The organism is Streptomyces sp. NPDC051567, assembly GCF_044454165.1.
Classification (GTDB): domain Bacteria; phylum Actinomycetota; class Actinomycetes; order Streptomycetales; family Streptomycetaceae; genus Streptomyces.
On sequence record NZ_JBITDK010000056.1, the window covers coordinates 1 to 12,116 of the forward strand.

The 12,116-nt window shown below is 74.3% G+C and carries 2 protein-coding genes; both read left to right on the top strand.

All coding sequences use genetic code 11. The features are described 5' to 3' along the window. On the top strand, nt 1-4,713 hold a 4,713-nt coding region (locus ACIA5F_RS30690; protein ID WP_399358703.1), incomplete at its 5' end, for an SDR family NAD(P)-dependent oxidoreductase. 135 nt (nt 4,714-4,848) lie between these two features. Then, nucleotides 4,849-12,116, top strand: a 7,268-nt coding sequence (locus ACIA5F_RS30695) for a type I polyketide synthase (protein ID WP_399358706.1), incomplete at its 3' end; no start/stop codon positions are given.

Here is a 12,116-nt window from a genome sequence, read left to right on the forward strand (position 1 = left end):
GCCCGCCGCAACGGCCACCAGGTCCTCGCCGTCATCCGGGGCACCGCCGTCAACCAGGACGGCGCCTCCAACGGCCTGACCGCCCCCAACGGGCCCGCCCAGGAACGCGTCATCCGCCAGGCCCTGGCCAACGCCGGGCTGGCCCCGGCCGAGGTCGACGCCGTCGAGGCGCACGGCACCGGCACCACCCTCGGCGACCCCATCGAGGCGCAGGCACTGCTGGCCACCTACGGGCAGGACCGCCCGGAGGGGCAGCCGCTCTACCTCGGCTCCCTGAAGTCGAACATCGGGCACAGCCAGGCCGCCGCCGGAGTCGGCGGGGTCATCAAGATGGTCGAGGCGATGCGGCACGGGGTGCTGCCGAAGACCCTGCACGTGGACGAGGCCTCCCCGCACGTGGACTGGGAGTCGGGCTCGCTGGCACTGCTGACCGAGGAGACGCCCTGGCCCGAGCACGGCCGGCCGCGCCGCGCCGGAGTCTCCTCCTTCGGCATCAGCGGCACCAACGCGCACGTCATCATCGAGCAGGCCCCGGCGGCGCCCGCCGCGCGCCGCACCGGCCCGGCGTCCGGGACGGGCGCGACGGCGTGGCTGGTCTCCGCCAAGGACGAGACCTCGGTACGGGCCCAGGCCGCCCGGCTGCACCGGTTCGTCCTGGACCACCCGGAGCTGGACCCGGCCGACATCGGTTTCTCGCTGGCCACCGGCCGCGCGGTACTGGACCACAGCGCGGCCGTCGTCGGCGCCGACCGCGAGTCCCTGGTGCGGGGCCTGTCCTCGCTGGCGCACGGCGAGTCCGCGGCCAACGTCGTGCGGGCCCGCTCGGCCCGCTCCGGCCGGACCGCGTTCCTCCTCACCGGCCAGGGCAGCCAGCGGCTCGGCATGGGCCGCGAGCTGTACGGGTCGAACCCGGTCTTCGCCAAGGCCCTCGACGAGGTGTGCGCCCACTTCGACGCCGAACTGGCCCGCCCCGTCAAGGACGTGCTGTTCGCGCCGGAGCACTCGGCGGACTCGGCCCTCATCGACCAGACGGCCTTCACCCAGGCCGCGCTGTTCTCCGTCGAGGTGGCCCTCTACCGGCTCTTCGAGCACCACGGCCTGACCCCGGACTACCTGCTCGGCCACTCCATCGGCGAGGTCACCGCCGCGCACCTGGCCGGGGTCCTGGACCTCGGTGACGCCTGCTGCCTGGTCGCCGAGCGCGGCCGGCTGATGCAGGCCGCCCGCGAGGGCGGCGCCATGGCGGCGATCCAGGCCACCGAGGAGGAGGTGCGCGCCTCCCTCGCCCCTTACGGCGGCGCGGTCGCCGTCGCCGGGGTCAACGGGCCGACCTCCCTGGTCATCTCGGGTGACGCGGCCGTCGTGGACGAGCTGTGCGACGCCTGGCGGGCCAAGGGCGCCCGCACCAAGCGGCTGCCGGTCTCGCACGCCTTCCACTCCCCGCACATGGACGAGGTGCTGGAGGAGTTCCGGGAGGTCGCCTCGGGGCTGACCTTCCACCCGCCGCGCATCCCCGTCGTCTCCAACGTCACCGGCACCCTCGCCACCGTGGAGCAGCTGACCTCCCCCGAGTACTGGGCCACGCACATCCGGGAGGCCGTGCGCTTCGCGGACGGTGTCCGCTACCTGGAGGAGCAGGGCGTCACCGACTACCTGGAGCTGGGCCCCGACGGTGTCCTGACCGCCCTCGCCCAGGGCTGCCTGGAGCAGGACCCGGGGGCACTGGCCCCGGCCCTGCGCCGGGACCGGCCCGAGGGCGAGACGGTCACCGCGGCGATCGCCCTGCTGCGGATGCGGGGCGCCCGGCCCGACTGGGCGGCGCTGTTCCCCGGCGCCCGCCGGGTCACGCTGCCGACGTACGCGTTCCAGCACGAGCGGTACTGGCTGGACGCCCCCGAGACCCCGGCCGACGCGGCCGGGCTCGGGCTGGCGGCGACCGGGCATCCGCTGCTGGGCGCGGCCGTCGGGGTGGCCCACCGGGACGAGTACCTGTTCACCGGGCGGCTCTCCCGCCGCACCCACCCGTGGCTGACCGAGCACGCCGTGCACGGCACGGTGCTGGTGCCCGGCACCGGTCTGGTGGAGCTGGCGGTGCGGGCGGGCGAACAGCTCGGTGTGGAGCGGGTCGAGGAGCTGATGCTGTCGGCGCCGCTGGTGCTGCCCGCCCAGGGCGGGGTGCAGGTCCAGGTCGTGGCCGGGGAGGCCGACGGTTCGGGCCGCCGCACGGTGGAGGTGTTCTCCCGGCCCGACGAGGGCGAGGTGGGCGCCGACCGGCCGTGGACGCTCAACGCCAACGGCGTCCTGGCCCCGGCGACCGGGGCGGGCGAACCACTGCCGCTCTGGCCGCCGGCCGGGGCCGCCGAGGTCCCCCTCGACGGCGTGTACGAACGGCTGGACGCGCTGGGTTACGCCTACGGTCCGGCCTTCCGGGGCCTGTCCCGGCTCTGGCGCGGTGACGGCGAGCTGTTCGCCGAGGTGCGGCTGCCGGAGGCGGTCCGTTCCGAGGCCGGCCGGTACACCCTGCACCCCGCCCTGCTGGACGCGGCGCTGCACCCGCTGCTGCCGGGGGTGGCCGAGGAGACGGGCCTGGCCCGGCTGCCGTTCGCCTGGTCCGGGGTGAGCGTCCACGCGGTGGGCGCCTCCGTGCTGCGGGTCCGGCTGACCCTGTCCGGGCAGGACACGGACACCCTGGAGGCCGCGCTGACCGTGGCGGACGGTACGGGTGCCCCGGTGGCGACCGTGGAGTCGCTGCTGCTGCGCCCGGTGTCGAAGGAGGCGCTGCGCGAAGCCGCGTCGACGGCCCGGGACGGGCTGTTCAAGGTGGCGTGGAGCCCGGTACCGGCCGCTGCCCCGGATGTTTCGGTGGACGCGTCCGGCTGGGCCGTCGTCGGGGAGCCCGTGCTCGACGGCGCCCGCCCGTACGCCACGCTCGCGGCGGTCGCCGAGGCCGGTCCGGTGCCCGCGGGCGTCGTCCTCGCCCTGCCGACCGGGACCGCCGGTGAGGCCGGGGAGACCGCCGGGGCGGCGCGGGCCGCGCTGCGCGAGGCGCTGGCGCTCACGCAGTCGTGGCTGGCGGACGAGCGGTTCGCGGACTCCGTCCTCGTGGTGGCCACCCGGGGCGCCCTCGCCACGGGCGGGGAGCCCGTCACCGACCTGGCGCACGCCGGGGTCTGGGGCCTGCTGCGCGTCGCACAGAGCGAGAACCCGGGCCGGATCGTCCTGGCCGACCTGGACCCCGGTGACCCCGGCTCCGGCACGCTGCCCGCCGCCGCCCTCGCCCTCGTCCTGGCCTCCGGTGAGCCGCAGTTCGCGGTGCGCGGCGGCCAGGTACTGGTGCCCCGGCTGGCCCGGACCCAGCAGAACACCGAGGCCGTGAAACCCCGTTGGGACCAGGGCACCACCCTGATCACCGGAGCCACCGGCGCACTCGGCGGCGTACTCGCCCGCCACCTCGTCACCGAACACGGCGCCCGCCACCTCCTCCTCCTCAGCCGACGCGGCATCGACGCCCCGGGCGCCGAGGAACTGCGGACGGAACTCGCCGGGCTCGGCGCCCAGGTCACCGTGGCCGCCTGCGACGTCGCCGACCGGGAATCGCTGGAGTCGGTCCTGGCGGCGGTCCCGGCGGAGCAGCCGCTGACCGGGGTGATCCACACGGCCGGTGTGCTGGACGACACCGTGCTCTCGGAACTGACCCCGGAGCGGCTGGCGAAGGTCCTCCAGCCCAAGGTGGACGCGGCCTGGAACCTCCACGAACTGACCAAAGACCTCGACCTGTCCGCCTTCGTCCTCTACTCCTCCATCGCGGGCCTCATCGGCAACGCGGGCCAGGCCAACTACGCGGCGGGCAACACCTTCCTCGACGCCCTCGCCCAGCACCGCCAGGCCCTCGGCCTCCCGGCCACCTCCCTCGCCTGGGGCCTGTGGGCCCAGGCCAGCACCATCAGCGGCCAGCTCGAAGAAGCCGACCTGCGCCGGCTCGCCCGGCTCGGTCTGCTGCCGCTGTCCTCGGCCGACGCGATGGACCTCTTCGACGCGGCCCCGGGCACGGGCGAGGCCGTCCTCGCCGTCACCCGGCTCGCGGTGGACGCCCTGCGCAAGCAGGGTGACCGGCTGCTGCCGCTGCTGCGGGAGCTGGCCCCGGCCGGTCCGCGCCGTACGGTCGCGGGCGCCGGAGCGGGACCGGGCGCGCAGGGCGGCCCCTCGCTGGCGGAGCGCCTCGGCGCGCTGCCGGAGGAGGAGCGCCTGGCGCTGCTGACCGATCTGGTGCGGGCCCAGGTCGCCGCCGTACTCGGCCACTCCGACCACACCACCATCGACGCCGACCGCGCCTTCCAAGAACTCGGCTTCGACTCCCTCACCGCCGTAGAACTCCGCAACCAGCTCAACACCGCCACCGGACTACGCCTGCCCAGCACCCTCGTCTTCGACTACCCCAACCCCACCACCCTCGCCACACACCTGCGGCGGCAGATCACCGTGGAGGAGGTCTCCGTGGCCGCCCCGGTCCTCTCGGACCTCGACAAGCTGAAGTCCGCTATCCAGGCCGCCGCTTCGGACCGGGACGCCTTCGACCAGATCACCGGCCGCCTCCGCGAACTGCTCGACATCGCCGACACGGCGGGCGGTGCCAGGGCGGACGAGGCGGAGAACCAGGACCTGGACGCGGCGAGCGACGAGGAGCTGTTCGCACTCCTCGACGACCTGGACTGAGCTTCACCGGACCGAGCGTCACCGGACTCAGCCTCACGGGCCCGAGCAGCACCGGACCCAGCGGCACTGGACCGATCCGCATGCGAAACCTCCATTCATCACCCAGCCACATCACGTCGGGGAGCTGAGAACCAAGTGGCGAACGAGCAAGAACTCCGGGAATACCTCAAGCGAGCCATCGCCGACGCCCGGGACGCGAAGAAGCGCCTGCGCGAGGCCGAGGACAAGGCACAGGAGCCCATCGCGATCGTCGGGATGGCCTGCCGGTACCCGGGCGGGGTCGCCACCCCGGAAGACCTGTGGCGGCTGGTCCGCGACGAGGTGGACGCGGTCAGCGGGTTCCCCGTCAACCGTGGCTGGGACCTGGAGCGGCTGTACGACTCCGACCCCGGCACGGCGGGCACCTCGTACACCGCCGAGGGCGGCTTCCTGCACCAGGCCGACCTGTTCGACCCGGAGTTCTTCGGGATGTCCCCGCGCGAGGCACTGGCCGTGGACCCGCAGCAGCGGCTGCTGCTGGAGACCTCGTGGGAGGCGTTCGAGCGGGCCGGGATCGACCCGGCCTCGCTGCGCGGCAGCCGGACGGGCGTCTTCACCGGCCTGATGTACAACGACTACGGCTCCCGGCCCCACCTGCCCGCCGAGGGCAACGAGGGGTACCTGTTCAGCGGCAGCGCGGGCAGCATCGCCTCGGGCCGGCTCTCCTACACGTACGGTCTGGAGGGCCCGGCGGTCACCGTCGACACGGCCTGCTCGTCCTCGCTGGTGGCCATGCACCTGGCGGCGAGCGCGCTGCGTTCCGGGGAGTGCGACCTCGCGCTGGCGGGCGGCGCGGCGGTCATGTCGACGCCGACGGCGTTCATCGAGTTCTCCCGGCTGCGCGGTCTCGCCGCCGACGGCCGCTGCAAGTCCTTCTCCGAGCACGCGGACGGCACCGGCTGGTCGGAGGGCGTCGGCCTGCTCCTGGTGGAGCGGCTCTCGGACGCCCGCCGCAACGGCCACCAGGTCCTCGCCGTCATCCGGGGCACCGCCGTCAACCAGGACGGCGCCTCCAACGGCCTGACCGCCCCCAACGGGCCTTCGCAGGAGCGGGTGATCCTCCAGGCGCTGGCCGGCGCCGGGCTGAGCACCGCCGACGTGGACGTGGTCGAGGCGCACGGCACCGGTACTTCGCTGGGCGACCCCATCGAGGCGCAGGCACTGCTGGCCACCTACGGCCAGGACCGCCCCGCCGACCGGCCGCTCTACCTCGGCTCCCTGAAGTCGAACATCGGGCACAGCCAGGCCGCCGCCGGAGTCGGCGGGATCATCAAGATGGTGCAGGCGATCCAGCACGGGGTGCTGCCGAAGACCCTGCACGCGGAGGAGCCCTCGACCCGCATCGACTGGGAGGCGGGCGCGGTCTCGCTGCTCACCGAGGCCCGCGCGTGGCCGCGTACGGGGGCGCCGCGCCGGGCGGGCGTCTCGTCCTTCGGCTTCGGCGGCACCAACGCCCACGTGGTGATCGAGCAGGCCCCGGAACCGGCGGAGGCGACGGACACGGAGCCCGTCGTGGCACCGGCACCGCGTGACCTTCCGGTGGTGCCGTGGGTGCTGTCCGGCAAGACGCCGGAGGCCCTGACCGGCCAGGCGCGGCGGCTGCTGGCGCATGCCGAGGAGCGGGACGCCGAGGAGCAGGACGCCAACGACCTGGCCGACGACCTGACCGAGGTCGCCCGGTCCCTGATCTCCACGCGCGCGCTCTTCGACCACCGTGCGGTGGTGGTGGGCGGCGACCGTGCCGCGCTGATGGAGGGCCTGCGCGCCCTGGCCGCCGGGGAGACCTCACCCCACACCGTCCGGGGCACCAAGACCGCCGGGAAGTCGGCGTTCCTCTTCACCGGGCAGGGTGCGCAGCGCACGGGCATGGGCGAGGAGCTGTACGCCGCCTTCCCCGCCTACGCGGAAGCCTTCGACGCGGTCGCGGCGGAGCTGAACCAGCATCTCGACCGGCCCATCCGTGAGGTCATCGCCTCCGGTGAAGGTCTGGACGACACCGGCAACACCCAGCCCGCGCTGTTCGCCGTCGAGGTCGCCCTCTACCGCCTCGTCGAATCCTGGGGCATCACCCCCGACTACCTCGCCGGGCACTCCATCGGCGAACTCACCGCCGCCCACATCTCCGGAATCCTGTCACTGAAGGACGCCGCCACCCTCGTCGCCGCCCGCGCACGCCTCATGCAGGCACTGCCCACCGGCGGCGCCATGATCGCCCTCCAGGCCACCGAAACCGAACTCCTCCCCCTCCTCGAAGGACTGGGGGAACGGCTCTCCATCGCCGCCGTCAACGGCCCGAACTCGGTGGTCGTCTCCGGCGACGAGGACGCCGCCCTCACGGTCGCGGCGCACTTCTCCGGCCTCGGCCGCAAGACCAAACAGCTCACCGTCTCCCACGCCTTCCACTCCCCCCACATGAACGGAATGCTGGACGACTTCCGCACCCTCGCGGGCTCGCTCACCTACAACGAACCCCGCATCCCCGTCGTCTCCACCCTCACCGGCGCACTCGCCACCGGGAACGACCTGCGCACCCCCGCCTACTGGACCGACCAGGTCCGCGGCGCCGTCCGCTTCACCGACGCCGTCACCACCCTCGAAACCCTCGGCACCACCACCTTCACCGAAATCGGCCCCGACGCCGTCCTCACCGCCCTCACCGCCGGTTCGGTGGCGGACCCCGGTGCGGTCGTGGCCGTCGCCGCCCTGCGTTCCGGGCGTCCCGAGGCGCAGCAGGCCGTCCTGGCCGCCGCGCAGTCGCACGTGCGGGGACGCAGGATCGACTGGGCCGCGTACTTCGGGGGCCCGCCGGCCGGTTCCGCCGAGCTGCCCACGTACGCCTTCCAGCGGGCGCGTTACTGGCTCGACGTGACCGAGGCCGCCGCCGACGCGTCCGGGCTGGGGCTGGACCCGACGGACCATCCGATCCTCGGGGCCTCGATCGACCTGGCCGACGGCGACCAGACGGTGTTCACGAGCCGGCTCTCGCTCCGCTCGCACCCCTGGCTCGCCGACCACGCCATCCTCGGGACCGTCCTGCTGCCCGGGACGGGATTCGTCGAACTCGCCGTCCTGGCCGGTGGCCGGCTGGGCTGCCCGCAGGTCGAGGAGCTGACGCTGTCGGCCCCGCTGGTCCTGCCCGAGCACGGGGGCGTACAGCTCCAGCTCGTCGTCGGTGAGGCGGACGGCTCGGGCCGCCGCAGTGTCGACGTGTACTCCCGCCACGACGGCGACGCGCCCTCCGAGGCCCGCCCGTGGACGCTGAACGCCAAGGGGGTGCTGGCCCCCGGGAGCACGGTGGACGGCGAGGCCCTGATGGTCTGGCCGCCGGCCGGGGCCACCGAGGTCTCCCTCGACGGCGTGTACGAGCGGCTGGCCGCCCAGGACTACGCCTACGGTCCGGCCTTCCAGGGGCTGCGCCGGGTCTGGCGCGGCGACGGCGAGATCTTCGCCGAGCTGGCGCTGCCCGAGGGGCCGCGCGCCGAGGCCGGACGGTTCCTGCTCCACCCGGCGCTCCTCGACTCCGCCCTCCACCCGCTGCTGCCCGGTGTGGTGGACGACGACCGGGTCGCGCTGCTGCCGTTCTCCTGGTCCGGGGTGAGCGTCCACGCCACGGGCGCCTCCGCGCTGCGGGTCCGGCTGACGCTGACCGGCCCCGAGGTGGCCGCGCTGACGGTGGCGGACGGTACGGGTGCCCCGGTGGCGACCGTGGAGTCGCTGCTGCTGCGCCCGCTGTCGAAGGACGCCCTGCGCGAGGCGAACTCCGCCGCCCGGGACGGGCTGTTCAAGGTGGCGTGGAGCCCGGTACCGGCCGCTGCCCCGGATGTTTCGGTGGACGCGTCCGGCTGGGCCGTCGTCGGGGAGCCCGTGCTCGACGGCGCCCGCCCGTACGCCGACCTGGCTGCCGTCGCCGAGGCCGACGGCCCGGTCCCGGCAGGGATCGTCCTCGCCCTGCCCACCGGAACCCCTGATGAGACCGCCGGGCTTCCGGACGGGGTGCCCGGTACGGCGCACCGCGCCGTGCGGGAGATGCTCGCGACGGTGCAGTCGTGGCTGGTGGACGAGCGGTTCGCGGACTCCGTCCTCGTGGTGACCACCCGGGGCGCCCTCGCCACGGGCGGGGAGCCCGTCACCGACCTCGCGCACGCCGGGGTCTGGGGCCTGCTGCGCGTCGCACAGACGGAGAACCCGGGCCGGATCGTCCTGGCCGACCTGGACCCCGACGGCATCGGCTCCGCTGGCTCCGGCACGCTGCCCACCACCGCCCTCGCCCTCGTCCTGGCCTCCGGTGAGCCGCAGTTCGCGGTGCGCGGCGGCCAGGTGCTGGTGCCCCGGCTGGCCCGGACCCAGCAGAACTCCGAGGCCGTGAAGCCCCGTTGGGACCAGGGCACCACCCTGATCACCGGAGCCACCGGCGCACTCGGCGGCGTACTCGCCCGCCACCTCGTCACCGAACACGGCGCCCGCCACCTCCTCCTCCTCAGCCGACGCGGCATCGACGCGGCGGGCGCCGAGGAACTGCGGACGGAACTCGCCGGGCTCGGCGCCCAGGTCACCGTGGCCGCCTGCGACGTCGCCGACCGGCCCGCGCTCGCGGCCGTCCTGGCGCGGATACCGGCGGAGCAGCCGCTGGGCGCGGTCGTCCACACGGCCGGTGTCCTGGACGACGGGCTCCTCTCCTCGCTCACCCCGGAGCGGCTGGCGAAGGTCCTCCAGCCCAAGGTGGACGCGGCCTGGAACCTCCACGAACTGACCAAAGACCTCGATCTCTCCGCCTTCGTCCTCTACTCCTCCATCGCGGGCCTCATCGGCAACGCGGGCCAGGCCAACTACGCGGCGGGCAACACCTTCCTCGACGCCCTCGCCCAGCACCGCCAGGCCCTCGGCCTCCCGGCCACCTCCCTCGCCTGGGGCCTGTGGGCCCAGGCCAGCACCATCAGCGGCCAGCTCGAAGAAGCCGACCTCAAGCGGATGGAGCGCACCGGCCTGCTGCCGCTGTCCTCGGCCGACGCGATGGACCTCTTCGACGCGGCCCCGGGCACGGGCGAGGCCGTCCTCGCCGCGACCCGGCTGAACACGGCCGCGCTGCGCAAGCAGAGCGACGGCCCGCACCTCCTCTTCCGCGGCCTGCTCCCGGCGGCCCCCCGCCGGACGGCGACCGCCGCGCGGACGGGCGGCGGTTCCTCCCTCGCCCAGCGCCTCGGCGCGCTCTCCCCGGCCGAGCGGGACCAGGCCCTGACCGATCTGGTGCGGGCCCAGGTCGCCGCCGTACTCGGCCACTCCGACCACACCACCATCGACGCCGACCGCGCCTTCCAAGAACTCGGCTTCGACTCCCTCACCGCCGTAGAACTCCGCAACCAGCTCAACACCGCCACCGGACTACGCCTGCCCAGCACCCTCGTCTTCGACTACCCCAACCCCACCACCCTCGCCACACACCTGTCGTCCGAGCTGTTCGGCGGGCAGGAGCACGGCGCGCCGGTCGTGGTCGCGGCGGACTCCGTCTCGCTGGAGCCGATCGCGATCGTCGGCATGGCCTGCCGTTACCCCGGCGGGGTCTCCTCGCCGGCCGAGCTGTGGCGGCTGGTCGCGGAGGGCGCGGACGCCATCACCGACTTCCCCGTCAACCGTGGCTGGGACCTGGAGAACCTCTACCACCCGGACCCCGACCACACGGGAACCACCTACGCCCGGGGCGGCGGCTTCCTCCACGACGCGGACCTCTTCGACCCGGAGTTCTTCGGGATGTCCCCGCGCGAGGCGCTCGCCACCGACCCGCAGCAGCGGCTGCTGCTGGAGACCGCCTGGGAGACCGTGGAGAACGCGGGCATCGTCCCGGCGTCGCTGCGCGGCAGCCGGACGGGTGTCTTCGCCGGAGTGATGTACCACGACTACGGCTCCGCCCTCCAGACCGTTCCGGAGGACCTGGAAGGCTATCTGGCCAGCGGAAACGCGGGCAGTGTGGCCTCGGGCCGGGTCTCGTACACGCTGGGTCTCGAAGGCCCGGCCGTCACCGTGGACACGGCCTGTTCCTCCTCGCTGGTGGCCATGCACATGGCGGCGAGCGCGCTGCGTTCCGGCGAGTGCGACCTCGCGCTCGCGGGCGGGGTCACCGTGATGTCGAGCCCGACCTCCTACGTGGAGTTCTCCCGTCAGCGCGGTCTCTCGCCCGACGGCCGGTGCAAGCCGTTCGCGGCGGGCGCCGACGGCACGGGCTGGAGCGAGGGCGTCGGCCTGCTGCTCGTGGAGCGGCTGGCGGACGCCGAACGCAACGGGCACACCGTCCTCGCGGTCATCCGGGGCAGTGCCATCAACCAGGACGGCGCCTCCAACGGCCTGACCGCCCCCAACGGGCCTTCGCAGGAACGCGTCATCCGCCAGGCCCTGGCCAACGCCGGGCTGAGCACCGCCGACGTGGACGTGGTCGAGGCGCACGGCACCGGCACCACCCTCGGCGACCCCATCGAGGCACAGGCACTGCTGGCCACCTACGGCCAGGACCGCCCGGAGGACCGGCCGCTGTGGCTGGGCTCGCTGAAGTCCAACATCGGGCACAGCCAGGCCGCCGCCGGAGTCGGCAGCGTCATCAAGATGATCGAGGCCATGCGCCACGAGGTACTGCCCAAGACCCTCCACGTGGACGCGCCGTCCGGGCACGTCGACTGGGAGGCGGGCGCGGTCTCGCTGCTCACCGAGGCCCGCCCGTGGCCGGAGTACGGGCGTCCGCGCCGCGCCGCCGTCTCCTCCTTCGGCATCAGCGGCACCAACGCCCACGTGGTGATCGAGCAGCCGGCCGCCCGGCCGGAACCCGCGACGGCGGACACGGCCCCGAAGCCGCACGGCCTTCCGGTGGTGCCGTGGGTGCTCTCCGGCAAGACGCCGGAGGCCGTGACCGGCCAGGCGCGGCGGCTGCTGTCCCTGGCCACCGACGCGGACACGGACCCGGGCACGGACCCGGCGGACATCGGTCTCTCGCTGGCCACCGCCCGCTCGCTGTTCGAACACCGGGCGGTGGTCGTCGGTAGCGACCGTGACGCCCTGCTGGAGGGCCTGCGCGCCCTGGCCTCGGGCGCCTCGGCACCGGGAGTCGTCCGCGACAGCCGCACCGCCGGGAAGTCGGCGTTCCTGTTCACCGGGCAGGGCGCGCAGCGCGCGGGCATGGGCGAGGAGCTGTACGCCGCCTTCCCCGCGTACGCGGAAGCCTTCGACGCCGTCGCCGCAGAGCTGAACCAGCACCTCGACCGGCCCATCCGCGAGGTCATCGCCACTGGTGAAGGTCTGGACGACACCGGCAACACCCAGCCCGCGCTGTTCGCCGTCGAGGTCGCCCTCTACCGCCTCGTCGAATCCTGGGGCATCACCCC